At 71.0% G+C, this 25,938-nt stretch carries 22 protein-coding genes; 12 read left to right on the top strand and 10 right to left on the bottom strand.

The window, feature by feature from the left end; all coding sequences use genetic code 11:
- Positions 1-165 precede the first annotated feature (165 nt).
- The gene (locus ACH01S_RS40195) at positions 166-705 is read right to left on the bottom strand and encodes a YbaK/EbsC family protein (RefSeq protein WP_067905318.1); all 540 of its coding nucleotides are present in this window, start codon (positions 703-705) and stop codon (positions 166-168) included.
- 375 nt (positions 706-1,080) lie between these two features.
- Between ACH01S_RS40195 and ACH01S_RS40190 the strand changes: the two genes are divergently transcribed.
- The gene (locus tag ACH01S_RS40190; protein WP_083981697.1) at positions 1,081-2,649 is read left to right on the top strand and encodes a CCA tRNA nucleotidyltransferase; all 1,569 of its coding nucleotides are present in this window, start codon (positions 1,081-1,083) and stop codon (positions 2,647-2,649) included.
- Positions 2,650-2,693: 44 nt separating this feature from the next.
- Positions 2,694-3,959 carry an adenosylmethionine--8-amino-7-oxononanoate transaminase gene (locus ACH01S_RS40185; protein WP_218010565.1) on the top strand — a complete coding sequence of 422 codons (1,266 nt, stop codon included), beginning with the start codon at positions 2,694-2,696 and terminating at the stop codon, positions 3,957-3,959.
- 28 nt (positions 3,960-3,987) lie between these two features.
- Here ACH01S_RS40185 and ACH01S_RS40180 read toward each other — a convergent pair whose 3' ends face one another.
- The 4 genes from ACH01S_RS40180 to ACH01S_RS40165 form a co-directional block, all read right to left on the bottom strand.
- Positions 3,988-5,298 (bottom strand): MFS transporter, encoded by a 1,311-nt coding sequence (locus ACH01S_RS40180; RefSeq protein WP_067905315.1) that lies wholly within the window; start codon positions 5,296-5,298, stop codon positions 3,988-3,990.
- Between the two features lie 63 nt (positions 5,299-5,361).
- Positions 5,362-7,137 carry an ABC transporter substrate-binding protein gene (locus ACH01S_RS40175; RefSeq protein WP_246236500.1) on the bottom strand — a complete coding sequence of 592 codons (1,776 nt, stop codon included), beginning with the start codon at positions 7,135-7,137 and terminating at the stop codon, positions 5,362-5,364.
- 203 nt (positions 7,138-7,340) lie between these two features.
- Positions 7,341-8,420 (bottom strand): inositol-3-phosphate synthase, encoded by a 1,080-nt coding sequence (locus tag ACH01S_RS40170; protein WP_067905313.1) that lies wholly within the window; start codon positions 8,418-8,420, stop codon positions 7,341-7,343.
- Between the two features lie 114 nt (positions 8,421-8,534).
- Positions 8,535-9,155 (bottom strand): PadR family transcriptional regulator, encoded by a 621-nt coding sequence (locus ACH01S_RS40165; protein ID WP_067905311.1) that lies wholly within the window; start codon positions 9,153-9,155, stop codon positions 8,535-8,537.
- 1,687 nt (positions 9,156-10,842) lie between these two features.
- Here ACH01S_RS40165 and ACH01S_RS40160 point away from each other — a divergent pair.
- The 3 genes from ACH01S_RS40160 (at position 10,843) to ACH01S_RS40150 (ending at position 17,467) form a co-directional block, all read left to right on the top strand.
- Positions 10,843-12,993, top strand: coding sequence for a transglycosylase domain-containing protein (locus tag ACH01S_RS40160; RefSeq protein WP_067905310.1), 2,151 nt, complete (start codon positions 10,843-10,845; stop codon positions 12,991-12,993).
- 327 nt (positions 12,994-13,320) lie between these two features.
- Positions 13,321-15,894: a transglycosylase domain-containing protein gene (locus ACH01S_RS40155; RefSeq protein WP_246236499.1), complete on the top strand. Its 2,574-nt coding sequence runs from the start codon at positions 13,321-13,323 to the stop codon at positions 15,892-15,894.
- Between the two features lie 127 nt (positions 15,895-16,021).
- Entirely contained in the window at positions 16,022-17,467 is a 1,446-nt protein-coding gene (locus tag ACH01S_RS40150; RefSeq protein WP_246236498.1) for a glycosyltransferase family 87 protein, read from the top strand.
- Between the two features lie 20 nt (positions 17,468-17,487).
- On the opposite strand, the gene ACH01S_RS40145 is transcribed toward ACH01S_RS40150, so the two are convergent.
- Entirely contained in the window at positions 17,488-18,420 is a 933-nt protein-coding gene (locus ACH01S_RS40145) for a MerR family transcriptional regulator (RefSeq protein ID WP_067905306.1), read from the bottom strand.
- Between the two features lie 63 nt (positions 18,421-18,483).
- Here ACH01S_RS40145 and ACH01S_RS40140 point away from each other — a divergent pair, with 63 nt between their 5' ends.
- Entirely contained in the window at positions 18,484-19,401 is a 918-nt protein-coding gene (locus tag ACH01S_RS40140; RefSeq protein ID WP_067905304.1) for a phosphotransferase family protein, read from the top strand.
- Positions 19,402-19,456: 55 nt separating this feature from the next.
- Here ACH01S_RS40140 and ACH01S_RS40135 read toward each other — a convergent pair whose 3' ends face one another.
- Positions 19,457-19,960: a hypothetical protein gene (locus tag ACH01S_RS40135; RefSeq protein ID WP_067905302.1), complete on the bottom strand. Its 504-nt coding sequence runs from the start codon at positions 19,958-19,960 to the stop codon at positions 19,457-19,459.
- Between the two features lie 328 nt (positions 19,961-20,288).
- On the opposite strand from ACH01S_RS40135, the gene ACH01S_RS40130 reads away from it, so the two are divergent.
- Positions 20,289-20,759, top strand: coding sequence for a barstar family protein (locus ACH01S_RS40130; protein ID WP_067905300.1), 471 nt, complete (start codon positions 20,289-20,291; stop codon positions 20,757-20,759).
- Positions 20,760-21,136: 377 nt separating this feature from the next.
- Here the strand turns inward: ACH01S_RS40130 and ACH01S_RS40125 are convergent, their stop codons facing one another.
- The 3 genes from ACH01S_RS40125 to ACH01S_RS40115 form a co-directional block, all read right to left on the bottom strand.
- Entirely contained in the window at positions 21,137-21,526 is a 390-nt protein-coding gene (locus ACH01S_RS40125) for a DUF4190 domain-containing protein (protein ID WP_067905299.1), read from the bottom strand.
- A 185-nt stretch (positions 21,527-21,711) separates the two neighbouring features.
- Entirely contained in the window at positions 21,712-22,479 is a 768-nt protein-coding gene (locus ACH01S_RS40120; protein WP_067905297.1) for a deoxyribonuclease IV, read from the bottom strand.
- Between the two features lie 105 nt (positions 22,480-22,584).
- Positions 22,585-22,908, bottom strand: a complete 324-nt coding sequence (locus tag ACH01S_RS40115; RefSeq protein ID WP_067905295.1) for a hypothetical protein — start codon at positions 22,906-22,908, stop codon at positions 22,585-22,587.
- Between the two features lie 224 nt (positions 22,909-23,132).
- On the opposite strand from ACH01S_RS40115, the gene ACH01S_RS44210 reads away from it, so the two are divergent.
- The 5 genes from ACH01S_RS44210 (at position 23,133) to rplI (ending at position 25,707) form a co-directional block, all read left to right on the top strand.
- Positions 23,133-23,300, top strand: coding sequence for a hypothetical protein (locus tag ACH01S_RS44210; protein ID WP_157406362.1), 168 nt, complete (start codon positions 23,133-23,135; stop codon positions 23,298-23,300).
- Positions 23,301-23,972: 672 nt separating this feature from the next.
- Positions 23,973-24,263 (top strand): 30S ribosomal protein S6, encoded by a 291-nt coding sequence (rpsF, locus tag ACH01S_RS40110; protein ID WP_067905293.1) that lies wholly within the window; start codon positions 23,973-23,975, stop codon positions 24,261-24,263.
- A gap of 37 nt (positions 24,264-24,300) precedes the next feature.
- A complete protein-coding gene (locus tag ACH01S_RS40105; RefSeq protein ID WP_067905291.1) occupies positions 24,301-24,879 on the top strand; it encodes a single-stranded DNA-binding protein in 579 nt (192 codons plus the stop codon).
- A gap of 128 nt (positions 24,880-25,007) precedes the next feature.
- Positions 25,008-25,244, top strand: a complete 237-nt coding sequence (gene rpsR, locus ACH01S_RS40100) for a 30S ribosomal protein S18 (RefSeq protein ID WP_019631633.1) — start codon at positions 25,008-25,010, stop codon at positions 25,242-25,244.
- Positions 25,245-25,260: 16 nt separating this feature from the next.
- On the top strand, positions 25,261-25,707 hold the full coding sequence (gene rplI, locus ACH01S_RS40095; RefSeq protein WP_067905288.1) for a 50S ribosomal protein L9: 447 nt from the start codon (positions 25,261-25,263) through the stop codon (positions 25,705-25,707).
- The last annotated feature ends 231 nt before the right edge of the window (positions 25,708-25,938 follow it).

Below are 25,938 nucleotides of genomic sequence, written 5' to 3'. Positions count from 1 at the left end.
CGACCGGCCCCCTCGGGACGGCGGGCATTGATTTCCCGCACCACGGCCCCGATGTTAGTCGGCCACACACCCCCGTCAGGCCGTCCCGCCCGCCTGTAGCCCGTAATGACCCGATGGCCCGTTTTCCCGCCCCGACGACCACCAGCAGGTAACAGGGAAGCGGGGTCAGGCGGCGGGGTGGTGGGGTTCTCGGGCGGGAGGGCCGGGGGACGCGTGGCGGAGGTCGACCGGTTTGGCCTGGCAGAGGGTGTGCAGGGTGCGGAGGCGGATGCCGAGGGCCGTGGACGCTTCGCCGGTCGCGGTGTAGACGACGTCGTCCTCGGGGAGGGCGTCCACTATGTCCTGGTCGATGAGGAGGAGCATGTCGTCCGGCAGGAGCAGGGGGCAGACGAGGCCCGCCGCGTACTCGGTGACGGCGTTGACGACGTCGGCCTGGGCGGGGCGGACGGCACGCGCCCCGGCCGCCACCCGTACGGCCTCTGCCTCCGGCCGCTCCCCGGCGCGGACGATCACCCCCGCGAGGAACCGGTGCCCCGGATGGACGTCGTCGCAGGTGTAGACGCGTGTCACCAGGCACCGGGCGGGCGGGAGGCCGAGCACGGCGGGCAGTTCGTCGGCGTTGGCCAGCGCGATGGGCAGCCGCACGATCTCGTGCACGGTCTCCCATTCGAGCAGCGCGCGGTGGATGGCGAGGGCGTCCTTCATGGTCGGCTCCATCCGTGGGGGCGCACCCCGCTCGCCCCCGGGTCATGGTTTCGATGTCACCCCGTGCTTCGCACTTCGCGGGAACTCCCGCATACCCGGGACGTCCGGCTTAACGCCGCCGCGCGACCGGTAAACCTTCTCGATGCGCCTCTGCCGCACCTGCGGCGGACCGTGGGGCGCGAGGTCCCGCTACCGTTGTCGTGCGGGACCCTCGCCGGCGGTCGCGCCGGCGTCATCGGAGTGCCCAGAACGTAACTCGGGGATCGGGGCATGTGAAGAGCTCCGTCCTCGTCCGGCCCCGCAAGGACTCCGGCGCGGGCCCCGCCGATCGCCGGAAAGTCCTTTGTCATCCCATCTATCAAGGAAATACGCTCGATGGCCGTGCCCAACCGGAACGTGACCCCCGAGGCCTCGCGGCGGACCGCGATCGCCGAACTGCTGCGCCGTATCGCGCCCGTCGCCGACGAGCTCGGCGCCAGGTTCGCGGCGGCCGGTCACGAGCTGGCGCTGGTCGGCGGACCGGTCCGGGACGCGCTGCTGCGCCGCCCGACCAAGGACGTCGACCTCACCACCGACGCGCCGCCCGAGCGCACCCTGGAGATCATCCGCGACTGGGCGGACGCGCACTGGACGATCGGCATCGACTTCGGCACCGTCGGCCTCCGCAAGAACGGCGTCGAGCTGGAGATCACCACCTACCGCAGCGAGTCGTACGACCCGAAGTCGCGCAAGCCGGACGTGTCGTACGGGACGTCCCTCGTCGAGGACCTGCGCCGCCGCGACTTCGCCGTCAACGCCATGGCGGCCCGGCTCCCCGGACACGAGTTCGTCGACCCGTTCGGCGGGCTGGTCGACCTGCAGCGCAAGGTCCTGCGCACGCCCGGCCGTCCCGAGGACTCCTTCAACGACGACCCGCTGCGCATGATGCGCGCCGCCCGGTTCGCGTCGCAGCTCGGCTTCGAGGTCGCGCCGGACGTCGTCCGCGCGATGACGGACATGGCGCCCCGCATCGAGATCGTGTCGGCCGAGCGCGTCCGCGACGAGCTGTCCAAGCTCATCTGCGGCCGGTACCCGCGCCGGGGGCTCGCCCTCCTCGTCGACACCGGCCTCGCCGACCACGTCCTGCCGGAGCTGCCGAAGCTGCGGCTGGAGATCGACGAGCACCACCGGCACAAGGACGTCTACGAGCACTCGCTGATCGTCCTGGAGCAGGCGATCGCGCAGGAGGAGGACGGGCCCGACCTCGTCCTGCGCCTGGCCGCGCTGCTCCACGACATCGGCAAGCCCCGCACCCGGCGCTTCGAGTCGGGTGGACGCGTGTCCTTCCACCACCACGAGGTCGTCGGCGCGAAGATGACGCGCAAGCGGCTGACCGCGCTTCGCTACCCGAAGGACGTCATCGCCGACGTGTCGCGTCTGGTCGAGCTGCACCTCCGTTTCCACGGCTACGGCACCGGCGAGTGGACCGACTCGGCCGTCCGCCGGTACGTCCGCGACGCCGGTCCGCTCCTCTCCCGCCTGCACAAGCTGACCCGCGCCGACTGCACGACCCGCAACCGCCGCAAGGCCGACCGCCTCCGCCGCACCTACGACGACCTGGAACTGCGCATCGAACGCCTCGCGGAGGAAGAGGAACTCGCCGCGATCCGCCCCGAGCTCGACGGCAACGAGATCCAGGAGATCCTGGGCATCCCTCCCGGCCCCCTCGTCGGCAAGGCGTACCGCTTCCTCCTCGACCTCCGCCTGGACCGCGGCCTGATCGGCAAGGAAGCCGCCGAACAAGAACTCCGAACCTGGGCCACCACCGAAACCGAGCCCCCCGAAAGCACACAACCCCCAGCCAACCCGTCCAGGAAAAACCCGCCTGCCACTGACACCTCCAACCACAACGCGCCCAAAAGCAGCGGCCCCAAGGACAACGCGTCAGAGGGGGGTGGGTCGTGATTTCGTTGCAGCTTGGACGGATGAGTCCGCGTGAGGCTGAGCGGATGTTGGCGTTCGATCGCGAGCACATCTGGCACCCGTATTCGCCCATGCCCGCGTCGGCTCCGGTGCAGCCGGTCGTGTCGGCGGACGGGGTGCGGCTCATCCTCGCGGACGGCACCGAGCTGATCGACGGGATGTCGTCGTGGTGGGCGGCCGTCCACGGGTACAACCACCCGAAGCTGAACGCGGCCGTCACCGGGCAGCTCGGCAAGATGGCGCACGTGATGTTCGGGGGGCTCACGCATCCCCCGGCGGTGCGGCTGGCGGAGCGGCTCGTCGAGATCACGCCGGAGCCGCTGACCAAGGTGTTCTTCGCCGACTCCGGATCGGTGGCGGTCGAGGTCGCGATCAAGATGGCGCTCCAGTACTGGCGGTCGCAGGGGCGGCCGGAGCGGCACCGGCTGCTCACCGTCCGCGGCGGGTACCACGGCGACACGTTCGGTGACATGGCCGTGTGCGACCCGGTGAACGGGATGCACCACATCTTCAGCGACGTCCTCGCGCGGCACGTGTTCGCGCCGCCGCCCCCGCTCGGGTACTCCGCCGAGCCCGACGCCGACTACCTGGACGGGCTGGCGCGCCTCGCCGCCGAGCACGCGGACGAGCTCGCCGGGATCATCGTCGAGCCGATCGTCCAGGGCGCCGGGGGCATGCGGTTCTACGCCCCCGAGTACCTGAGCGCGCTGCGTGAGATCGCCGACGAGCACGGCCTCCTGCTCGTCCTGGACGAGATCGCCACCGGCTTCGGCCGGACGGGCGAGCTGTGGGGCTGCGACCACGCCGAGGTCGTCCCCGACATCATGTGCCTCGGCAAGGCGCTGACCGGCGGATACATGACGATGGCGGCCACCCTGTGCACGGACCGCGTCGCCCACGGGATCACCTCGGGCGAGGCGGGCGTCCTCATGCACGGCCCCACCTACATGGCGAACCCGCTGGCCGCGGCGGTCGCGTCCGCGTCCATCGACCTGCTCCTGTCCCGCGACTGGCGGGACGAGGTGGACGCCATCGAGGCCATCCTCACCAGCGAACTGGACGAGGCCGCCAAGTTCCCCGGCGTCGCCGACGTCCGCGTGCTCGGCGCGATCGGGGTGGTGGAGGCGCGCGAGCCGGTGGACGTCCCGTCCGTCCAGGAGATCGCCATGGCGCACGGGGTGTGGCTCCGCCCGTTCGGCAAGCTGATCTACACGATGCCGCCCTACATCTGCACGGACGACGAGGTCCACCACATCGCCGCCGCCCTCACCGCCATCGCCGAGGAGCTCTGAGCGACCCCCACCCCACGACGGAACCGGGCTAGCGGAGTGCGTGGGCTGGGCGGCGGGCCGCCGCCGTGCGGTAGACGACCGCGCCCGCCGCGTACGCCGCGATCACGGCGAGGAGGGTCAGCCCGGCGCTGCCGTCCGAGGGCAGCCAGATCGCGGCCGCCGCTGCCGCCGCCGCGAACATGGCGTTGAACAGCATGTCGTAGACGGCGAACACGCGTCCCCGGTAGGCGTCGTCGATCGTCTCCTGGAGCGTCGTGTCGACGCACAGCTTCACGCCCTGGGACACGACGCCCAGCACGAACGACGCGGCGGCCCAGGAGCGCTCCGCGAACGGCATGCCGAGCGCGAGGAGGCTCAGCGCCGCCAGCCCGAGCAGCCACGCCACCCACGCCTGCTTGCTGATCCGCCGCACCACCGGCGGGGTGATCAGCGCCGCCGCGAAGTACCCGGCGCCGGACACGCCGAGCATCACCGCGAACTTCGCGAGGCCCTCGTCCGGGTCGTCGGCGAAGCTGTTGCGGCACAGCAGCAGCGTCATGATCAGGACGACGCCGTACAGGAACCGGTGGAAGGAGATCGCGCCGAGCGCCAGCGCGGCCTGCGGGCGCCGCGCGATGTGCCGGGCGCCGTCGACCAGGCCGTCCACGACGGTGCCGAGCGCCTCGACCGTCCGCGGCGACGCGCCGCGCGGCGCGCCCGGCGGCGCGTCCTCGGGCGGGTGCGGGCCGAGCAGCGCGCGCGGCAGGGTCGTCGCCATCGTCCCGGCGGCGAGGAACAGGGCCGCCGCCGCGACGAGGATCAGCGCGGTCCCGCCGTCCTCGGAGCCGAAGGTGCGGCGCAGCAGGTAGCCGATGCCGCCGCCGACGAACGCGATGATCGTCCCGGACGTCACCGAGAACGCGTTCGCCGTGACCAGGTGGTCGCGCCGCACCACGTGCGGGAGCGCCGCCGACAGCGCCGAGAGGAAGAACCGGTTCACGCCCAGCACGACGAGGACCCCGGCGAAGAAGCCGAGGCCCTCCCGCCCGGCGGCGGCGAGCGCCGCGACGAGCAGGACGAGGAAGGCCCGCAGGATCGGCGTCCACACGAGGATCTGCCGCCGCTGCCAGCGGTCGATGAACACGCCCGCGAACGGGCCGAGCGCCGAGTAGGGCAGCAGCGTCACGGCGAACGCGGCCGCCGCCTTCGCCGCCGTCGTCTGCCGCTCCGGCGAGAAGAACACGTAACCCGCGAGCGCCACCTGGAAGAGGCCGTCCGTCAACTGCGAGGCGAGCCGCGTCGCGTACAGCCGCCGGAAGTCCCGCCCGCGCAGGATCCCCGGCAGATCCCCAGCCCTCACCTGATCACTCTACCCAGTGCGTTCGTGTCCACCGGCCGTGAGCGAAAGCCGGAAACACTGAGGTCAGGACGTGAGCCAGAGGCGCGTGTAGTCGTAGGTCGCGGTGGTGGGGAGGAAAAGGGCGCCGCGGACGCGGGACGATCGGAAAAGTGTCTGCGAACGATCGAGCAATGGGACGATCGCCGCGTCCGCCATGATCTGCTGGTCGGCCTGCTGCCAGCGGCTCGCCGCGACCGCCGTGTCCGGGGCGGTGAGCGCGGCGTCGATCAGGGCGTTGACCTGCGGGTTGTCGTAGCCGCCGTAGTTGGTGGAGTTCTGCCCGTAGGCGCGTCCGTCGAAGAGCGGCTGGATGATCGAGCGGCCGTTGTTGCCGTACCAGTCGGGCGTCCAGCCGGGTGCGGCGATGTCCCATTCGCCCGCGCGCGCTTTGGCGGGGGTGGCGATCGTCCCGGCGTAGAAGGAACCGCCCGTGTCGGGGCTGAGTTCGGTCTTCACCCCGCAGGCGTCGAGGTTCTCCGCGATCGACTGGGCGATCAGCTTGTGGACGCTGTTCGTCCGGTACGGGAATTTCAGCGTCAGCCCGGTACGGCCCGTCTGGCCGAGCAACTGGCGGCATTTCGCGGGATCACCTGATTCGCCGGGCGTCGGATAGTGGTTGACCGCCGCATACCCGGAGTTTCCAGGCGGAATCACCGTGTGCAGCGGCCGTGCCACCGACGGCCCGCCGACGATCTTGATGAGCGCGCTCCGGTCGACCGCGAACTCCAGCGCGCGCCGGACCGCGCGGTCGCCGAGCGCGCCGCCGTTGTTGGGGCTGCGCGTGTTGAACACCAGGTAGGGGCTGTTGCTCGGCGTCTCCATGATCGCGAAGCGGGAGTCGGCGCGCAGCCGGGGGATCGCGGACGTCGGGACGGGCTGGTCCCACGCGAGGTCGGAGACGCCCTGCTCGATCTGCTGCTGGACGGTCTCCGCCGAGTCCTGCCCGAGGGTGATCTGGATCTTCGCGACATGCCGCTCGCGCAGCGGGTCCGCCGCCGCCTGCCACGCCGGGTTGCGGTCGAGCAGGTACGACAGGCCGGGCCGGTACTCGGCGATCTGGTACGGGCCGTCCGAGATCGTGTTGCGCCGGAGGTCCGGGCCGTCCGGGACGTACCGGTCGTACTCCTGCGGCGCGGCGGCCGTGTACGGGAGCGCGAGCAGGTTGAGGAAGTCGCTGGCCGGACGCTTCAGCCGGAACACCAGCGTCCGGTCGTCCTTCGCGCGGACGCCCTCGATGTCGTGGCCGCGCTGGTAGGCGGCCATCGCGCCGGGGTCCTTCGGGTCGACGGCGGAGAAGCCGCGGCAGTACCCGTCCATGCCCCTGATCGTGGAGACGAAGTAGCCGGTGCCCGCGGACGGCGACGCCGGGTTGCACAGCCGCTCGAACCCGCGGACGAAGTCGTGCGCGGTCACCGCCCGCGCCGGGCGCGTGTTCCACCGCACGCCCTCCCGCAGCCGGACCGTGTAGGTGCGCCGGTCCTTGCTCAGGTCGCCGTTCTCGCGGGTGGGGACGCGCTCGGCGACGTCCGGCCGGACGGGGATCGTCTCCTGGAAGTCGTTGGACGCGCGCGTCCCGAACAGCGTCCGCGCGAACACGCGGGCGAGCCCGTAGGCGCCGACGCTGGCGACGGCCGCGGGGTCGAGGTGCTCGACGTCCGACGAACCGACGATCTTCAGCGTGCCGCCGTCGCGGGGGCGACCCGTGGCGGCGGCGCCCTCGCCGCCGCCGGTGCACCCGGACAGCCCGAGGACGAGCCCCGCCAGACCCGCCGACACCTTGATCATCTCGCGTGCCGTCACGTTCTCACCTCAAGACTCGGAACTTGGCGCGCAGTAACCGGCGGTGTCACAGTAGGGCCAGAGCGTGACAAAGGGCCGGTACATCACCGTTTTCTCTCCAGAAGTAAGGACGCCCTGACAGCGGATGTCCACTGTCAGGGCGTCCTTTGGGAGAGTTGTGACGAGCCTCGCGGCCCCCGTCCCCCCGCGCTCGCGGTCGGTGCCTAGCGGTCGACCTCGCCGCGGATGAACTTCTCCACGGCCTCGTGCGCCTGGTCGTCGTTGTACTGCTCCGGCGGCGACTTCATGAAGTAGGAGGACGCCGACAGGATCGGCCCGCCGATCCCCCGGTCCTTGGCGATCTTCGCGGCGCGCACCGCGTCGATGATCACGCCGGCGGAGTTGGGGGAGTCCCAGACCTCCAGCTTGTACTCCAGGTTGAGGGGCGTGTCGCCGAACGACCTGCCCTCCAGCCGGACGTAGGCCCACTTGCGGTCGTCCAGCCACGGCACGTGGTCGGACGGGCCGATGTGCACGTCGGCCTTCGCCATCTCGTGCGGGATCTGGGACGTGACCGACTGCGTCTTGGAGATCTTCTTGGACTGGAGGCGCTTGCGCTCCAGCATGTTCATGAAGTCCATGTTGCCGCCGAAGTTGAGCTGGTACGTGCGTAGCAGCTCGACCCCGCGGTCCTCGAAGAGGCGGGCCATCACGCGGTGCGTGATGGTCGCGCCGACCTGCGACTTGATGTCGTCGCCCACGATCGGAACGCCCGCGTCGGTGAACTTCCGCGCCCACTCCGGGTCGCTCGCGATGAACACCGGCAGCGCGTTCACGAACGCGACCTTGGCGTCGATCGCGCACTGGGCGTAGAAGCGGTCGGCCTCCTCCGAGCCGACGGGCAGGTACGAGACCAGCACGTCGACCTCGGCGTCCTTGAGGACCTGGACGACGTCGACCGGCTCGGCGTCGGACTCCTCGACCATGTCGAGGTAGTACTCGCCGAGGCCGTCGAAGGTGTGCCCGCGCTGGACGGTCACCCCGGTCGGCGGGACGTCGGCGAACTTGATGGTGTTGTTCTCGCTGGCGTGGATGGCCTCGGACAGGTCCATCCCGACCTTCTTGGCGTCCACGTCGAACGCCGCGACGAACTCCACGTCGCCGACGTGGTATTCGCCGAACTGGACGTGCATCAGGCCGGGCACTCGCGTGTCCGGGGCCGCGTCCTTGTAGAACTCGACACCCTGGACGAGCGAAGAGGCGCAGTTGCCCACACCCACGATGGCCACGCGCACCGAACCCATCCGGTTGCTCCTTCTCTTTTGCGGTTGCGATCCTCGCCCGCCCCGATAGGGCGAACGCCACCTCTGAGCGGGGGACCTGAGGTGGGGTTCACCCGTCCCCAAGTGGGGCCTGCGTCAGCGGCCCCGGTCCCGAGGCTTGTCCTGTTTGTTTTCGTAATGTCTGGCTTGCTGTTCCTGCTCGGCGCGCTCCCGCCCGATGAGCTCGTTGAGCCACCTGACCTCGCGTTCGACCGACTCCAGCCCGTGGTTCTGCAGTTCCAGGGTGTAGGAGTCGACCCGCTCGCGGGTCCGGGCGAGGGCGGCGCGGACGCTCTCCAGGCGCTCCTCCAGCCGGCTGCGCCGGCCTTCGAGGATCCGCAGCCGGACGTCGGCGCGGGTGTGCGAGAAGAAGGCGAAGTGCACGCCGAACCCCTCGTCCTCCCACGACGCCGGACCGGCCTCGGTCAGGAGCCGCTGAAGGCGCTCCTTGCCGTCCGCGGTGAGCTTGTAAACGATCTTCGACCGGCGGCTCTGCAGCGCCAGGGCCGTGCCGGGCTCCTCCGGCCGGTCCTCGACGATCAGCCCGTCCGCGAGGAGCTGCTTGAGGCACGGATAGAGGGACCCGTATGAGAAGGCCCGGAACATGCCGAGCAGGACGTTGAGCCGCTTGCGCAGCTCGTAGCCGTGCATCGGGGACTCGTGCAGCAGGCCGAGCACGGCGAGTTCCAGCACGCCCGCGCCCTTCCTCGCCGCCATCGTCCACCTCCCGCGGAGCCCGATGTCTCCCGCCGATGTCTCGAACCGATGTATCGAGTGAATGTATCGACTCGATACATCGACAAGATACGTAGCGGGAGCCGCCATGGCAAGTGGCGAATCGACGGGGGCTTCTCAGGGAGGCGTCCGGGGCCGTCGGCGAACCGCCGGACGCAGAGCAAATCCGGCGAATTCAGGGTGTATGTGGCGGAAGTGTGTCAAAGTTGCGCGTGGAACCCTGGTCCCGCCGCCCGCGGCGGCCGCGGGACGCAGCCCCGAACGGTGGTGGAAACGAAGGAGGAACAGCCGGCCGCTCCCCCCACGGCAAGGCGCTGACCAGCCAGGACGCAGCCTCGCCGTGCACACGCTCCCCCCGCTCACCAGCCCGCGCAGTACTCTCGGACGGCGCACGAGCCGCACCATCGCCGTGGGATCGCCCCCGGCCCTATGGCAGCAATCGTTGTCCCCCTGTTGATGAGGTCGCGTGAGTAATCCAAGCCAGCCCCGACCGGAACCCGGGTCGCAGTGGCCGGGCGGGCAGCACAGTCCCCGTCCCGGCGAATCCGGCGACCCCGGGCGAACGGGGGCCGCCGACGAGAACCCCGCGCCGGGCACGCCGTCCGGGCCGGAGCAGAACCCGGGCTTCGGGGGCGGCCACGCCGTCCCCGGCGCCGCTCCGACCGCGCCCGGGCCCGCCGTCCCCCCGGAGAGCGCGCCGAGCGGCCCCGCGGGCAGTTGGTCCCCGGCGGGTTCCGGTTCGCCGGGCGGCGCGTCCCCGATGGGGTCGCCGGGCCCGCTGGACGGCCCGAGCATTCTCGGCGGCGGGACGGCCGCAGGCACCCCGGGCGGTCCGAGCGCCCCCGGCAGCATGGGCGGCTTGGGCGGACCCGGCCCGCAGGGCGGTCCGGTTGGGCTTGGCGCGCAGGGCGGTCCGAGTGCTCCTGGTGCGCCTGGTGGCCCCGGTACGCCGAGTGGTCAGGGCGGGTTTGGTGCGCAGGGTGGTCCGGGTGGGCCCGGTGGGTCTGGTCCGCAGGGTCCTAATGGGCCTTTGTTGCCGGACGGACCTGGTGGTGCTGGTTCGGGCAATGGCTTTAGAGCGGGTGGACCTCGTCCCTTGGAGGGACCGGCCGGTCCGGCGAATCCCCATGGGATGGGGTCGTTTGGTGGGCCCGGCGGTTCTCCTGCTGGGCCCGGCGGTGTTCCTATGGGAGCGCCGGGCGGTCCGCCCATGGGCCCGCCGCCCGGTGGGCCGGGACGTGTGCCGGGCAGGCACAGTGCGGGAATGGGCATGGGTCCCGGCATGGCCGGGGCCGGGGCCGGTGGCGCGGCGTTCGGGACATCCGGCAACGGCGTCCGGGACAAGCTGAACGAGCTCGGCAAGCGCGGCCAGGAGCTCGGGTCCAAGGTCACCGCGAGGTTCCGCAGCACCGGCACGCGAGCGGCCCCCCGCTCCGGAGCGCCGGGAGGCCCCGGACGCCCAGGCGGTCCGGGAGGCCCAGGAGGACCTGGCCCGGGTGGACCCGGAGGTCCAGGCGGACCCGGGCGGCCCCCAGCGCCCGATAAGAAGACGTCGTTCGTCGACCACCTGCGCTCCCGCGGCACGGGGTGGCGTCGTTACATTCCGTCCTGGAAGCTCGTCGCCGGTGTCTGCGGCCTCGGCATCGCGGGGTTCGTCACGCTGATCTGGGTGGCGTACGCGAACACGCCGACCCCCGCCGAGCCCACCGTCGCGGGCGTCGAGGACCAGGCGTCCATCTTCTACTACACCGACCGCAGCGAGATCGGACGGATCGGCAAGAAGCGGCAGAGCGTCGAGCTGAAGCAGGTGCCGCCGCACGTCCAGAACGCGGTGCTGGCGGCGGAGAACCGCAGCTTCCGCACCGACCCGGGCTTCTCCATCAAGGGCACGACCCGCGCCGTGTGGGACAACGTGACCGGCGGGTCGGGCGGCGGGTCCACGATCACGCAGCAGCTGGCGAAGAACTACTACTCCGACCCGAACAACCGGACGATGACCCGGAAGTTCAAGGAGCTGTTCATCTCGCTGAAGCTGGAGGACAAGCACTCCAAGGACGAGATCCTCAAGCTCTACCTGAACACCATCTACTTCGGTCGCGACACGTACGGCATCCAGGCGGCGTCCCGCGAGTACTTCGGGACGGACGTGTGGAAGCTGCGTCCGGACCAGGCGGCCGTCCTCGGCGGCATCATCCAGAACCCCAACCGCGACCCAGGCGACAAGGAGAACCTGGCCTGGGTGACGGGCCGCTACCAGTACACGCTCAAGGGCATGGTCTCGATGGGCAAGCTCAGCCAGGCCGACGCGGACAAGTACCTGCAGAAGCTGCCCAGGATCAACAAGGCGGGTACGAGCGACCAGCTCTACGGCGGCCAGCGCGGCTACATGCTGATGCGCGCCAAGGAAGAGCTGCGCCGGATGGGCATCGACAACAAGGAGCTGACGACCAAGGGCCTGCGCGTCTACACGACGTTCGACCGCAGGCGGATGGCGATGGCGAAGCAGGCGGCGGAGCACACCGTCCCGCAGGTGAACCCCGGCAAGCTCGCCAGGAAGAAGATCCGCGTCGGGCTCGTGTCGGTGAATTCGGCGAACGGCGAGGTGATCGCCTTCTACGGCGGTCCGAACTACCTCTCCCAGGCGTTCGACAACGTGTGGCAGGGGTCGGCGCAGGCCGGGTCGGCGATGAAGCCGTACGTCCTCGCGACCGCGCTGAAGCAGAACTACAGCCTGAAGAGCCTGGTCGAGGGACGCTCGAAGATCCCGATCGACCCGAACGGCAACGTCGTGCCGGAGAACGACCCGACCGGCACGAAGGTCCCGAACAGCCACAACGTGGGGCCCGCGGTCAACCTCATCACGGCGACCAAGGACTCGGTGAACACCGCGTTCATCCAGCTCATGGGCAAGGTCGGGATCGAGGAGGTCATCAAGACCGAGACCGACGCCGGGATCTCGCCCGACCTGCTGAAGCCGCACAAGTGCTGCCTGAACCTCGCGCTGGGCGTCAACAACATCCGGCCGATCGAGCAGGCCGCGGGGTACGCGGTGTTCGCCAACGGCGGCACCTACTACCAGCCGCACGTGATCCGGCTCGTGAAGGAGCAGGACAACAAGACGGTCCGGCTGCAGCCGAAGTACGAGCGGCACCGCGTCTTCACCCCGAAGGTCGCCGCGGACGCCACGTACGCGATGCAGCAGGTCATCCGCAGCGGGACGGCGACCGCCGCCGCGCTCCCGGACGGCCGCCAGGCGGCGGGCAAGACCGGCACGACCGACCGGAACGTCTCGTCCTGGTTCATCGGGTACGTGCCGCAGGTCTCCACGGCCGTCACGCTGTACAACGACTCGATCGGCCCGGACAAGCAGAAGCGGTCGGTGATCCTGCCGGGGATCGGCGAGGTGGAGGGCGGCACGATCCCCGCCCGCATCTGGCGGTCCTACATGTCGAACGCGCTGCAGGGCGTCCCGCAGGAGGCGTTCCCGCAGCCCGCGTGGGGCGGGATCGTGCAGAAGTGGGCGAAGCCGCCGAAGAAGAAGGACGACGACCGTCCGCCGTGGTGCAACAGCCCGATCGGTAAGTACGACCCCCGCTGCCAGGGCGACGGTGAGGGCGACGGCGGCGACAAGCCGCCCTGCCAGTCGCCGTTCCCGGACGGGTCCTGCGACCCGAACAAGCCGCCGAGCTTCCCGCCGCCCCGCTGGTGGTGCCAGTTCCACCAGGGCGACCCCGTCTGCCGCATGCGGGGAGGACGCGGCGCCCGGCCGAACTCGGCGGCCGTCTTGCCGCTGCTCCCGCCGACGAGGCCGCCCGAATGAGGGTGAACCGTGCCCGGCGTCCCGTCCGAACCGTCTCGTGGAGGCGGTGTGTGACATGACGCATCTTCACGAGTCGCCGCACGTCGGCGGGCGTGACCGAGCGCCTACGGAGCGCCGGGGCCTGACGAGCCTTGACACGTCGGCCCCCGCGCCTCCGGGTGCGCAGTACTCTCTGACGACGCACAGCCGTATCCCAGTTGATGAGGTCGCGTGAGTAACCGAAGCCGATACGGACCGGAGTACGGAGACGAGCCTGGCCGGCGGGGCGCCCCCCGTACCGGCGGTTCGGGCGCGCCCGCCGGTGCGCCGCGCGGCGGATCGTCCGGCATGCCGGGCCGCGGCCCGCGCACCGGCGGCAGACCGGGCGGGCGAGGCGGCGGCCCCGCGCGGGTCGGCGGCGGCGGTCGCAGACGCGGCGCGCCCGCGCCGATGCGCTCGGGCCCGGGCGGACGCCCCGGCGCCCCGGGCGGACCGGGTGGTCCCGGCGGCCCGGGCGGTCCGGGCGGCGGCGGATACGGACGTCCCGGCGGCGGTCCCGGTGGTCCCGGTGGTCCGGGCGGACCAGGAGGCCCGGGCGGCGGACGCGGCGGTGGCGGCGACGACTTCTGGGGCGACGAGGGCGGCGGCGGACGCGGCCTGCGCGGCCGCGGCGGCCGCCGCGCGAAGCCGGCGGACGGCCAGGACAAGAAGGCGGGCTGGCGGCGGTACGTCCCGTCCTGGAAGATCGTGGTCGCCGTCGTCGCGGTCACGATCCTCGGGCTGGCGGCGCTCGTCATCGTCGCCTACCAGAACACCCCGATGCCGACGGAGGCGCAGCAGGCCGCGATCCGCCAGGAGTCGGTGATCACCTACAAGGACGGCTCCACGCTCGCCCGGATCGGGACGCACCGCGAGGAGATCCCGCTCTCCAAGGTGCCGAAGCACGTCCAGAACGCGGTGCTGGCCGCCGAGGACCGCAACTTCTGGCACGAGCCGGGCATCTCGCCGACCGGCATCGCCGGGGCGATGTTCCGGGCGGCGACGGGCGGCGAGGTCGCGGGCGCGTCCACGCTCACGCAGCAGCTCGCCCGCAACTACTGGGCGGGCCTCAGCCAGGAGCGCACGGTCAGCCGCAAGTTCAAGGAGATCCTCATCTCGGTCCGCATGGGCAAGGAGATGAAGAAGGAGAAGATCCTTGAGCTGTACCTGAACACGGTGGCGTTCGGCCGCGGCTCGTACGGCATCCAGGCGGCCTCGCGCGCCTACTTCCACAAGCCGGTCGACAAGATCAACGAGTCCGAGGCGGCGATGCTCGCCGCGATGATCCAGCGCCCGGAGTACTTCAAGACGTTCGGCTCGGAGTCCGACCCGGCCAAGCAGGCGCTGATCGCCCGCTGGAACTACGTCCTGAACGGGATGGTCGAGAAGCAGTGGCTCGACCCGGGCAAGCGCGCGGCGGCGAAGTTCCCGCAGACCCAGAAGCGGTGGAGCGACGCCCCGAACGACCCGAACGCCGGCTACCTCCAGGACCGCGTCCTCCGCGAGCTGGAGCAGCTCGGCATCGACAAGCCGACGCTGGAGACCGGCGGCCTGAGGATCACGACGACGTTCGACAAGGGCCTCCAGGACTACACGAACAAGGCCGTCGCGCAGATCAAGAAGGAGAACGGGCTCGGCAAGGACATCCAGTTCGGGCTCGCGTCCATCGACCCGAAGACGGGCGGCGTCGTCGCCGCCTACGGCGGTCCGAACTACGCCGCGCAGCAGTTCGACAACTCGTTCCAGGGCTCGGTGCAGCCGGGGTCGTCGTTCAAGCCGATCGTGCTGGCGACGGCGCTGGACCAGGGCGTCAGCCTGCAGACGACGATGGACGGCGGCTACCGCCGGACGATCAACGGCGCGACGTTCACCAACGACAGCCGGTCGGAGAACGGCGTCTACAACCTCAAGCAGATGACGGCGATGTCGATCAACACGGCGTACGTGGAGCTGGGGCAGAAGGTCCAGCTCACGAACGTCATCGACATGGCGAAGAAGATGGGCATCCCGAAGGACACCCCGGGCCTCAACCCGACCTACACCTCCCTCCCGCTCGGCGTCATCGACACGACGCCGGTGACGATGGCGTCGGTGTACTCGACGTTCGCCGCCAACGGCGAGCACCGCAGCCCGCACGTCATCGCGAAGATCACCGACAACCGCGGCCACCCCGTCATGAACAAGTTCAAGAAGTCCCTGGAGAAGCTCCCCTGGCAGAAGCCGGAGCGGGCGTTCTCCGAGGGGGTCGCGCGGGACGCCACGTCCGCGATGCAGGCGGTGGTCACGTCCGGTACCGGTAAGCGCGCGAGCCTCGGCGCCCGTCCGGTCGCGGGCAAGACCGGTACCACGGACGAGAACAAGTCCGCGTGGTTCGTCGGGTACACGCCGGAGCTCGCGACGTCGGCGGCGATGTGGCGGCAGGTGAAGAACAAGCGCGAGTCGCTGGTCGGCGTCGGGAACTACAGCCAGGTCTACGGTGGTACGGTCCCGGCCGACCTGTTCAAGCGGTTCATGATGAAGGCGCTGGAGGGACGGGAGATCACCCCGTTCCCGCCGCCGGTGAACGGCGGGCAGATCGCCCCGTGGGCGAAGCCGAAGCCGACGCCGACCACCTCGACCACGCCGAGCCCGACGACGTCGCCGAAGTGCCGTCCCGGCCAGCCGAACCCGCCGCAGGGCTGCGAGCCGGAGACCCCGAACCCGACCGGGACGCCGACCACCGGCCCCGGCCCGGGTGTGCCCTGCAACGAGTACAACCTGCCGCTCGGCTGCAACCCGGACCTCCCGCCGGACGGCGACAAGTCCTGGTGGTGCGCGAAGCCCGAGCACCGGCAGGACCCCGCCTGCCGCAAGGAGGACCCGCCGAACCCGAACGGCAACTAGCGGCGTCGGCCGCGACGGACGGGCCCGGAGTCGGCGACGGCTCCGGGCCCGCGCCGTGTCCGGGCCCGCGCCGTGTCCGGGCCCGCGCCGTGTCCGGGAGCCGGGATGACCAATAGTCTTGCTGTCCATGTCGTCGTCTTCTGAGAGGGTCGGGATGGCCGCCGCCGGCACGGGCAGCGACATGCCGGACGAGCCCGGCCGGCTCGCCCGCCTCGCGCCGGTGCTGACCGGCGTCACCGTGCTGACCTGCCTGCTCGGCTGGCTGCAGAAGCAGCCGTGCGCGTCCGCGCGGTTCGACTTCATCAAGACGACGACGAACGCGTGCTACACCGACGTCTACCCGCTGTACTACGTGCGCGGGCTGAACGACGGCAAGGTCCCCTATTTCGACTCGTTCGCCGGGTCCGACATCCACCACGTCGAGTATCCGGTGCTGAGCGGCGGCTTCATGCAGGTCGCCGCGTGGCTGGCCCGCCCGTTCGGCGTGGACGGGCGCGGGATGGCCTTCTACAACATCACCGTCCTGCTGCTCGCCGTCCTCGCGGTCGTCGCCGTCCTCGCCACCGCCTACGTCGCCGGACGGCGCTCGCTGCGGGCCGGGCTGATGGTGGCGCTGTCCCCCGCCCTGCTGCTCACCGCGTACATCAACTGGGACCTGCTCGCCGTGGCGCTGTCCGCGCTGGCGGTGGCCGCCTGGTCGGCGCGCCGCCCCGCGCTCGCCGGGACGCTGCTCGGCCTCGCGATCGCCGCGAAGTTCTACCCGCTGCTGTTCCTCGGGCCGCTCGTCCTGCTGTGCGTCCGCGCCGGCCAGTGGCGCCCCATGGGACGGATGCTCGCGGGCGCCGCCGCCGGGTGGCTCGCCGTGAACCTGCCCGTCATGGTCTTCGCGTGGGACGGCTGGAAGGAGTTCTACACCTTCAGCCAGAAACGCGGCGTCGACTGGGGCTCGATCTTCTTCTACCTCCAGTCGCACGGGCTGGACGGCGTCACGTCCGACACCGACCGGCTCAACCTGCTCGGCACCGGGACGTTCCTCGTCCTCGCCCTCGGCATCGCGGTGCTCGCGTTCGCGGCGCCGCGCCGTCCGCGCCTGCCGCAGTTGATGTTCCTCGTGCTGGTCGCGTTCATGCTGCCGAACAAGGTCTGGTCGCCGCAGTACGTGCTGTGGCTGCTGCCGCTCGCGGTGCTGGCGCGCCCGAAGCTGCCCGCGTTCATCGTCTGGCAGCTCGGGGAGATCGTCTACTTCTTCGGGATCTGGTGGTTCCTGCTGTCGGTGTCCGCGCAGACGCCCGGCGCCGACCTCTCCGGCACGGTGTCGGCGGTGCTGAGCTTCGACGCGCCCGCGGGCGGGATCAGCCAGGACGTCTACCACCTGGCGCTGCTCGCCCGGTTCGTGACCGTCCTCGCGCTGGCGGCGCTGGTGGTGCTGGACGTGCTGCGCCCGTCCGGCGACCTCGTCCGGTCGGACGGCTCGGACGACCCGGCGGGCGGTGTCCTCGACGGCGCCCCGGACGTGGTCTCCCTGGGACGCCGGCGTGGCGCGCACCACGCCCGCGTCCCCGTGACTCCTTGACCGTTCCGGGGCCCGTCCTCCTAGACGCGCGAGCGGAGGGCCTCGGTGAACCATTCGAACGCGGGCGCCAGCGTCGGCGGGACCGGCCAGCCGTTGATCGTCGCGAGGAGCTGCCAGTACCGCTCCGCGCGCCGGTCGTTGCCCGCCTCCAGCCGGGCGAGCAGGCCGCGCCGGAACTCGGCGCCGTCCGCCCGGCCGGACGCGGCGGCGAAGGCTCCGGCCAGCTCGTCCACGACGGGACGGGCCGCGTCCGAGCCGGGCGCGATCCCGGCCGCGATGGCGGCGTTCGCCTTCTCCCCGGTCAGCTCGGCGAGCCGCCGCGGATCCTCCGGGACGGCGCCGTTCGCGGCGTCCTCCGCTTGGAACTCCGCCATCCGCCTGACCGCCGCCCGGAACTCGGGGTCGCCGACCAGCTCGGCCAGCTCGACCCAGGCGTCCACCTGCTCGGGCTCCGGGTCGTCGGGCAGTTCCGGCAGCGCGGCCCGCATCTTCGCCGCGAAGTCGGGGTTCAGGTCGAGTCCGGCGAACGCCTCGTCGATGAAGTCGGTGATGATCCGGCGCCGCTCCTCGTCGGACAGCCGGGCGAGCTTGTGCATGAGTTCGACCTCCTCTGGACTGGATCCGCGTTTCGCGACTGCGCGCAGCACGGCCCGGCGGAGCCGGAGCGTGCGGATCTGCACGTCCAGCGCCTCCGCGTGCGCCGCCGCGACCTCCGGCACGCCGACCTCCCGGTCCAGCACCCGCCGGATCGTGCCGAGGTCGACGCCGAGGTCGCGGAGCGTCCGCACCAGGTCGAGGCGCGCGGCGGCCGCGATGTCGTACAGCCGGTAACCGGCCTCGGTACGACCGGACGGCGGCACCACGCCCGCGTCGGAGTAGAACCGGATCGTCCGCACCGGAAGGCCGGTGCGGCGGGCCAGCTCGCCGATCGTGTAGAGGGCGCCGTCGTCCATGCGGACCACCTTCGGGGCTCCAGTCGGTGGAGACTCAACCGGACAATCATCGAGGAGTTCACGATGTCGAGAAGCGTCGCCCTTCCGGACGGGTGGGAACCGGCGGTCCGCGCGGCGGTCGCCGAGGTCAGGCCGGACCTCGCGGGACGTCCGCTGCGTCCGCTCGGGGCCGGTTTCGAAAGCGTCGCCCTGCTCTTGGGGGTTGGTGCGGAAGCGTTCGTGCTCCGTTTCCCGCGCAACGAGGACGGCGCCGAGGGAATCGCGTGCGAGACCCGGCTGCTCCCCGACCTGGCCGAATGGCTGGACCTGCCCATTCCCCGGTTCGCCTTCACCGCCCCGAACCCGCTCGGGCCCGGGACGTTCTGCTGCTATCCGGTCGTGCCCGGCGAGTCGCTGCCGGAGGAGGAATGGCGCGCGCGCGGCCTGCTGGACGAGCCGGGGCCCGTCCGGCAGATGGCGGACGTGATCGAGGCGATCCATTCCTTTCCGGTGGAGCGTGCGCGTCTGCTCGGCGTCCCGGAGGTGGACCTCCGCTCGGAGTTCGCCGGAGACCTTGAGCTGGTGCGCGCCGACGTGGCGCCTCTGCTGCCGGCCGCGCAGGCCGGTGCGCTTCTCTCCGCGTACGAGGACTACCTGGCCGAGGACGCCAATTTCGACGTCCCGCCCACGCTGACCCACGCCGACATCAGCCTGGACCATTTCCTCGTCACCGGGACGCGCGTCACCGGCCTGATCGACTTCGGCGACGTCTGCGTCGGCGACCCCGACTACGACCTGTGCTTCCTGTGGCCGGAGACGAACCGCGAATTCGTCCAGCGGTTGCAGGACCATCGCGGACGTCCGCTGGACGCGCGGCTGGAGGCCAAACTGCGCTTCTGGTCGTTGGCCGACCCGGCGACGGACGTCCTGCACGGGCTGGAGAACGACCTGCCGGACGTCCGCGACGAGGGCCTCCGCCTGCTCAGCACGCTTCTCACGTGAAACACGATCGTGCACGGCGCTGGGCTTGCCGTGCACGATCGTGGGTCCGGGGATCTCAGACGGCGCCGCGGGCCGGGTCGGCGACGGTCGGCTCCGTGCCCTCGCGGCGTGCGCGGCGGACGTCCTGGACGAACTCGCGGGAGAACATCGCGGACAGCGTCGCGATCCCGCCCCGGTGGACGCGGATCTCGCCGTGCCTGATCTCGCCGGTGATCCGGACGCGGCGCCCCGCGCCGTTCTCGCCCGTCCAGTCCTTGACGCGGCCGCGGCCGGGGTAGCTCAGGTCCCAGTGGTCGATGTCGGCGTCCTGCGGGACGAGCAGCTTCAGCATCGAGTGGTCGAGGTTGACCTCGATCTCGATGTCACCGTCCGGGATCCGCGGCGAGCGCAGGTCGAGAACGACCATGCCGCGGCGGGCGCGGACCTCGAAGCGGCGCGCGGCCGTCCAGTGGCCGAGCTTCTTGACCGTCCGGTAGTGGGCGTGGACGCGGGTGGCGTCGTCGGTGGTCGGGGTGGTGGCGTCGTCGGTGGTGGCGTCGGTGGTGTGCGTGGCGTTCATCTCGGTGTTCCTCTCGGAATCGGGCAACTGCCTCGCTCGAAGAGTCGCTCTCTCTGTGAGCTTCTCGGTAAACGAGAGATTAGAGGACGGCTGTGCCCGCTGTCAAGCGCGCCTGCCGCGTCTCTCGCATCACCGCAGGTCAGCGCATCAATGAAGGCCCGTCACGGAGCATCGTGGACGCGGACGGCGCATCCGCTCCCGGACGTCCAGCGGGAATCTCCCCGCCCCTGGGGATAGCCCGAGCGAAGGCGGGGGATGATCGCGCCCGGCGGGACGGGCGGACGCCCCACCCCCGCGAAAACGGACGCGGAGACTGCCGGGAGAGGACGTGGACGCGAACCAAGCACTGACCGAGCTGCTCGCGGGACGGCTGAAGCCGGGCGTCTACCAGTGGCGGACGCCCCCGGTGCCGGGCGCGATCGGCGACACCGCCTGGACCGAGCGCGCCGAGGACGCGGGCTGGCGCGGCTTCCACCTCGACGGCCGCCGCGCCCGCGACGCGGACTCGTTCCTGCGGCTGTGCGCGGACGTCTTCGAACTTCCCCCCGAGGAGGCGCCGGACGGCTGGGCCGCGCTCGGCGACCGCCTCGCAGACCTGTCCTGGACGCCGACGAAGAACGGCTACCTGGTCCTGTACGAGTCGTGGTCCGAACTGGCGGACGCCGACCAGCCCGCGTTCCGGGCGGTGCTCGACGTGTTCGCGCGAGCCGTCCGGACGTGGCGCGACTCGTCCACCCCGATGGTCGTGCTCATCTCCAGCGTCGGCGTGGAGGCGGCGGGCATCCCCCGCCTCGCCTGAGCCCGCCCCGGGCCTCGCGACCAGAAACACGCGAAGTCCCGCAAGTCACGCGAAGGCCCGCAGGGACACGAAAAGGCTCGAAGGCACGGGAAGGCACGCGAAGGCGCGCGAAGGCGCGCGAAGGCGCGCGAATGCACGCGAATGCACGCGAAGGCACGCGAAGGCTCGCATGGACACGCGAAGGCTTGCCCGGAGCCGCGGGCGCGATCGGGATTGCGACGTGCGATCAGAACAGGGGGCGGCGCGGACCGGAGGAAGACCCGGAAAGGAACCCGGCGGCGGGTCTCCCCGCGCCCCCGCCGCGGGTTCCGGTCGACACCATGCGCGTCGTGCGACAGCGCGCGCGACGTACGTCGTGCGTGGCGTCGGCGTGCGCCTTAGTACGTGCTGGTACTGCCCGTCTCGGCGGCGAACCAGGCCACGCCGAGGATGTACAGCACCCAGAAGATGATCCAGCCCGCGGAGACGAGGTAACCGAGGATGAGGCCGGTGACGGCCATGCCGTGGCCGCCCTCGCCCGTCCGCTTCATCTGGCTCTGCGCGACGTGCCCGAAGATGATCGCGAGGATGGACGTCAGACCGCAGGCGAAGAAGCCGATGAGCCCGCACACCAGCGACGCGGTCGCCATGCCGTTGGTCGGACGCACGACCGGGACCGGCGCCGCCCCGTAGTAGTGGTGTTGAACGGCAGGGGGCTGCTGTGCGTAATGCTGGGCGTACGGGTCCTGCGAGCCGTAGCCGTAGGGGTCGTACGGAGGCTGTGCCATGTGCTTCCCGATCGGTTCGCGCGCCCGCCGCCGGAGAATCGCGCGTGCGCTGAGGGGCTGGATTCCGGATTATGCCAGTGTGACGCCACCTTCGGACTTTGTCGTCATGCTGGTCGTCGCGGGGTTAGATGTCGGGAGCGTCCGGCGGGTTCCTGCGTCCGGGAGCGATCTTGACCTTGGCCGGTTCAGAGTTTGGAACGAAGCCAGGAGATGTCGTCGGCCTGGCCCCCGGCCGGGGTCTCCACCACGACGGGCGCGCCTGCCGCCCGCACCACCGCGAGGATCAGTTCCGGGTCGATCGTGCCGCTGCCCAGGTTGGCGTGCCGGTCGGCGCCCGATCCGAAGTCGTCGCGGCTGTCGTTGCAGTGCACCAGGTCGATGCTGCCTGTGATGGCCTTGATCCGGTCGACGGCGTCGACGAGCGCCTCCCCCGCCGCGTGCGCGTGGCAGGTGTCGAGGCAGAAGCCGAGCTTGGACTCAAGGCCCGGGACGCCGGACAGCACGTCCCACAGCCGAGCGATCCGGTCGAACTTGCGCGCCATCGCGTTGCCGCCGCCCGCGGTGTTCTCGATGTAGACCGGTATCGGACACTCGACCCGCTCGAACACCTTGCGCCAGTTCTCGAAGCCCGTCTCGGGGTCGTCGTCCTTCAGCACGTGACCGCCGTGCACGATCAGCGCCTTCGCGCCGATGGACGCGGCCGCCTCCAACTGCTGCGTCAGGTTCTTCCGGCTCGGGATACGGATCCGGTTGTTGGAGGTCGCCACGTTGATCGTGTACGGAGCGTGCACGTACACGTCCACGCCTGAACCCGCCAGCGCCTCGACGCCCTCCGGCAGGACGGGCTTCTTCCACCCCTGCGGATCGCCCAGGAAGAACTGGACGACGTCGGCGCCCACCGCGCGGGCGTTGTCGAGCGGGTCGGTCTGGTCGACGTGGGCTCCGATACGCATGCCCCGAGCCTAGCCGTGCCCTCCGACAACCCACCCCACCAAACCGGCAACCCCCGCCCCGGCCGTCAGCGCGTCCTGTCGGATCGACCGCGGCGACGCGGTCGGTCAGACGGAGAAACCGCCGTGGCTCAGCGCGAACGCGACGCCCAGGAACGAGGTGACCATGCCGATGACGTTCAGCCACCGTTCGTTCGTCGTAGCCGAGATGAGCTGGGAGTACAGCGCGATGGGAAGGCCGATCACCCCCGCGACGGCGCCGGGGAGATGCGTCTGGGGGATCCAGCCCATGATGAGCGCGGCGATGCCGATCGTGACGGCGACCACGGCGAGGACGGCCTGGAGCTTGTGCGGTTCGACCTCCGTGCCGGCCGCCGACCGCTGCTCCGCGCCCGTCGCGTGCCGCTCCGCGCCCGCTGCCTCCTGCGGCATCGGAACCCTCCTCCGGTCATGGCTCCCGCGCGCGAAAAGGGCATATGCCACACACGGGACCGGACGGACCATGCCCTTAAAGGGGTTCCCAACAAGCCCGCTGATCAACCGGCGGGGGCGGGCGGAAAATGTCGGTGGGACACGGTACTGTCGAACATGGATTCGAACACCGGCTCGGTCCGGCCCTCCGAGGGGAAGCGGAGGGAGGAGTCAGGAGGTGCACCGTGGTGACGAAAGCGGAGTTGGGGCTCATCGGCGACGCGGAGCTCGTCGAGGAGCTGTCGCTGCTGACGACCCAGACCGCACGCATGCGCGCCCGCATGGCCGACATCATGGCCGAACTCGAACGACGCCGCTGCGCCCGCCCATCCCGCCCAAGAGCCAACAGATGAGCCGTCCGCGCCCCGGCGTCCCCTGACCCCCGCCCGCCACCGCGCGTACGCCCCCTTCGCGTGCTCGAAGAGACCCAGGCCGAGGTCACCGGAAAAGCGGGCATCCAACTCGCACTGGACACCGCTCATCCGGCACGCCCTCCGGAAGGTTCATCCGGCACGCCCTCCGGAAGGTTCATCCGGGACGTCCTCCGGAAGGTTCGTCCAGGACGCCCTCCGGAAGGTTCATCCGGGACGTCCTCCGACGGGTTCGTCCCGGACATCCTCCGGGAGGTTCGTCCAGGAGGTGGTCCGAAAGGGTCGTCCGGGAGGCGGGCGCGGGCGTCCGGGGCGACGACGTCTACACCGTCCAGGGTGACGGGATGTCCTAGCTCGCCAGCCTCCGGGCTGCCTCGCCGGGTCGCGGCAGGGGCGCGGGGACGCCGGGACGCGGGGGCGATCGGGGGGCGATCGGGGGCGTCCTCGATGTGCGGATGGGGCGGTTGCGTCCGCTGGGCTGGGGGTTCGTTCCGGCAAGCGGCTCGTACATGGCCCATCGTTGGTAACCTGTATCGGTCTCGCGGCGGGCGCGCCCGGCGATCCGGGGTCCGGCGCCGCCGCGGGGGACGCAGTAAGCCCTCCTGTCACGGAGAGACCGTGACCGCATCAGTCCAGAGGAGGTAGGGACACAGCATGCGTCGTTACGAACTCATGGCCATTCTCGACCCCGCCATCGACGAGCGCACCGCCAACACCGCGCTCGACCCGTTCCTGAAGGTCGTCAAGGACGGCGGCGGCAGCGTGGAGAAGGTCGACGTCTGGGGCCGCCGGCGCCTGGCGTACGACATCCAGAAGAAGTCCGAAGGTATCTACGCGGTGATCGACCTTTCGGCCGAGCCTGCCACGGTCAAGGAGCTCGACCGGCAGCTCAACCTGAGCGAGTCGATCCTCCGCACCAAGGTCATCCGCCCCGAGGTCCACTGAGCCCGGCTCAGCCCTCACACCAGCCGGAGCGAGCCCCATGGCAGGCGACACCGTAATCACGATCGTCGGGAACCTCGTCGAGGACCCGAATCTCCGTTTCACCCCGAGCGGCCAGGCGGTCGCGTCCTTCCGCCTCGCCTCGACCCCGCGGTTCTTCGACCGCCAGTCGGGCGACTGGAAGGACGGCGAGGCCCTGTTCCTGACCTGCAACGTCTGGCGGCAGGCGGCCGAGAACGTGGCCGAGACCCTGCAGCGCGGCATGCGGGTGATCGTGCAGGGACGCCTCAAGCAGCGGTCGTACGAGACCCGCGAGGGTGAGAAGCGCACCGTCTTCGAGGTCGAGGTCGACGAGGTCGGCCCGTCGCTCCGCAACGCCACCGCCAAGGTCAACAAGACCCAGCGGCAGGGTGGCGGCGGCGGGTTCGGCGGCGGCCAGGGCGGCGGCGGTGGCTTCGGCGGCGGCGGCCAGGGCGGCGGCGGAGGTTTCGGCGGCGGCGGCCAGCAGCAGGGCGGCGGCTTCGGCGGCGGCCAGCAGGGCGGCGGCGGTCCGGCCGACGACCCCTGGGCCACCAGCGGCGGTGGCGGCGGGGGCTTCTCCGACGACCCGCCGTTCTAACCGGGCCCCGCGCCTCCAGCCGGGCTCCCGTGCCGGGCGGTCCGTCCACGTCGCTCCGGCGATGACCAGCAAGAAACGAACACACGTCCATTCCCGCGTGAGCGGGGCTCTCCCAAAGGAGCACCACGATGGCGAAGCCACCTCCCCGCAAGCCGAAGAAGAAGGTTTGCGTTTTCTGCCAGGAGAAGATCTCCTACGTCGACTACAAGGACACCGGTCTGCTGCGGAAGTTCATCTCCGACCGCGGCAAGATCCGCGCCCGTCGGGTGACCGGCAACTGCACCCAGCACCAGCGGGACGTCGCCACGGCGATCAAGAACGCCCGCGAGATGGCGCTGCTGCCGTACACCAGCACCGCGCGCTGAGGCAGGAGGAACGATCATGAAGCTCATCCTGACCCAGCAGGTCTCCGGGCTCGGCGAGCCCGGCGACGTCATCGACGTCCGCGACGGCTACGGCCGCAACTACCTCGTGCCCCGCGGGTTCGCCATCCGGTGGACGCGCGGCGCCGAGCGGCAGATCGACTCCATCAAGAAGGCGCGTTCGGCCCGCGAGATCGCGACCGTCGAGCACGCCAAGGAAGTCGCCGACCAGCTCAAGGCGCTCCGCGTGACGCTGCGCACCCGCGCCGGCAGCGGCGGCCGCCTGTTCGGCGCCGTGACGGCCGCCGACATCGCCACCGCGGTCCGTGACGCGGACGGCCCCGACCTGGACCGCCGCCGCATCGAGATCGGCAACCCGATCAAGACGGTCGGCACCCACCGGGTCAGCGTCCGCCTGCACTCCGACGTCAGCGCCGCGATCGACGTAAACGTCATCGAAGCCTGACCACCAACACATCCCGACCGGCCCCCGCCGCCCACGGCAGCGGGGGCCGCTCACATCCCACCCACCCCCACTACCACCCCCAACTACGAACCCACGGCCCCACGCCCCGACACCCCGCGCGACCCCCCGCCCCGCGACTTCCCGCTCGGTGGCCTTCCGCCCCACGACTTCCCGCCCTGCGACCTCCCGCTCGGCGGCCTTCCACGAGCCGCCACGCCCCGCGGCCCCCCC

This window comes from Actinomadura chibensis NBRC 106107 (assembly GCF_001552135.1).
Classification (GTDB): Bacteria; Actinomycetota; Actinomycetes; order Streptosporangiales; family Streptosporangiaceae; genus Spirillospora; species Spirillospora chibensis.
This window is presented reverse-complemented; position numbering and strand designations above follow the sequence as displayed.

Excerpts from the sequence above, each read along its gene's own strand:
- ACH01S_RS40195 (WP_067905318.1), bottom strand. The coding sequence starts at position 705 with ATGAAGGACGCCCTCGCCATCCACCGCGCGCTGCTCGAATGGGAGACC.
- ACH01S_RS40170 (WP_067905313.1), bottom strand. The coding sequence starts at position 8,420 with ATGGGTTCGGTGCGCGTGGCCATCGTGGGTGTGGGCAACTGCGCCTCT.
- ACH01S_RS40120 (WP_067905297.1), bottom strand. The coding sequence starts at position 22,479 with ATGCGTATCGGAGCCCACGTCGACCAGACCGACCCGCTCGACAACGCC.
- rpsF (WP_067905293.1), top strand. The coding sequence starts at position 23,973 with ATGCGTCGTTACGAACTCATGGCCATTCTCGACCCCGCCATCGACGAG.
- ACH01S_RS40105 (WP_067905291.1), top strand. The coding sequence starts at position 24,301 with ATGGCAGGCGACACCGTAATCACGATCGTCGGGAACCTCGTCGAGGAC.
- ACH01S_RS40190 (WP_083981697.1), top strand. The coding sequence starts at position 1,081 with ATGGCCGTGCCCAACCGGAACGTGACCCCCGAGGCCTCGCGGCGGACC.
- ACH01S_RS40140 (WP_067905304.1), top strand. The coding sequence starts at position 18,484 with ATGTCGAGAAGCGTCGCCCTTCCGGACGGGTGGGAACCGGCGGTCCGC.
- ACH01S_RS40185 (WP_218010565.1), top strand. The coding sequence starts at position 2,694 with ATGTTGGCGTTCGATCGCGAGCACATCTGGCACCCGTATTCGCCCATG.
- ACH01S_RS40145 (WP_067905306.1), bottom strand. The coding sequence starts at position 18,420 with ATGGACGACGGCGCCCTCTACACGATCGGCGAGCTGGCCCGCCGCACC.
- ACH01S_RS40125 (WP_067905299.1), bottom strand. The coding sequence starts at position 21,526 with ATGGCACAGCCTCCGTACGACCCCTACGGCTACGGCTCGCAGGACCCG.
- ACH01S_RS40115 (WP_067905295.1), bottom strand. The coding sequence starts at position 22,908 with ATGCCGCAGGAGGCAGCGGGCGCGGAGCGGCACGCGACGGGCGCGGAG.
- ACH01S_RS40155 (WP_246236499.1), top strand. The coding sequence starts at position 13,321 with ATGCCGGGCCGCGGCCCGCGCACCGGCGGCAGACCGGGCGGGCGAGGC.
- ACH01S_RS40135 (WP_067905302.1), bottom strand. The coding sequence starts at position 19,960 with ATGAACGCCACGCACACCACCGACGCCACCACCGACGACGCCACCACC.
- ACH01S_RS40165 (WP_067905311.1), bottom strand. The coding sequence starts at position 9,155 with ATGGCGGCGAGGAAGGGCGCGGGCGTGCTGGAACTCGCCGTGCTCGGC.
- rplI (WP_067905288.1), top strand. The coding sequence starts at position 25,261 with ATGAAGCTCATCCTGACCCAGCAGGTCTCCGGGCTCGGCGAGCCCGGC.
- ACH01S_RS40150 (WP_246236498.1), top strand. The coding sequence starts at position 16,022 with ATGTCGTCGTCTTCTGAGAGGGTCGGGATGGCCGCCGCCGGCACGGGC.
- rpsR (WP_019631633.1), top strand. The coding sequence starts at position 25,008 with ATGGCGAAGCCACCTCCCCGCAAGCCGAAGAAGAAGGTTTGCGTTTTC.